Source organism: Pseudoalteromonas sp. 0303 (genome assembly GCF_013349995.1).
Lineage (GTDB): Bacteria > Pseudomonadota > Gammaproteobacteria > Enterobacterales > Alteromonadaceae > Pseudoalteromonas.
This window is the reverse complement of sequence record NZ_JABVXF010000192.1, coordinates 1-320: the sequence shown is the minus strand read 5'-3', so window position 1 is coordinate 320 and position 320 is coordinate 1. Positions and strand designations below refer to the sequence as shown.

Annotated in this window: 2 tRNA genes; both read right to left on the bottom strand. The window is 51.6% G+C overall.

Annotation, left to right across the window (positions count from 1 at the left end):
- Position 1: 1 nt before the first annotated feature.
- Positions 2-77, bottom strand: a tRNA-Glu gene (locus HUS62_RS22755).
- Positions 78-244: 167 nt separating this feature from the next.
- Positions 245-320, bottom strand: a tRNA-Glu gene (locus HUS62_RS22750).

The following is a 320-nucleotide window of genomic DNA, read 5'->3' as shown; positions in this document are numbered from 1 at the left end:
GTGGCGTCCCCAAGGGGATTCGAACCCCTGTTACCGCCGTGAAAGGGCGGTGTCCTAGGCCTCTAGACGATGGGGACGCAGAAATTGGTTTGCAAATCACTGATTTGCTATTTCTGCGTAAGATGAGACCGAGCCTGCGAGGCGAATGGCCTTAGCTTAAACAGAAAGTTTCTGTGTCACTAGGACAACTGAGTAGTTAAACTCGATTCAGACGAGTTCTTAATAACACAACACTTAAAGTAAGTGGCGTCCCCAAGGGGATTCGAACCCCTGTTACCGCCGTGAAAGGGCGGTGTCCTAGGCCTCTAGACGATGGGGAC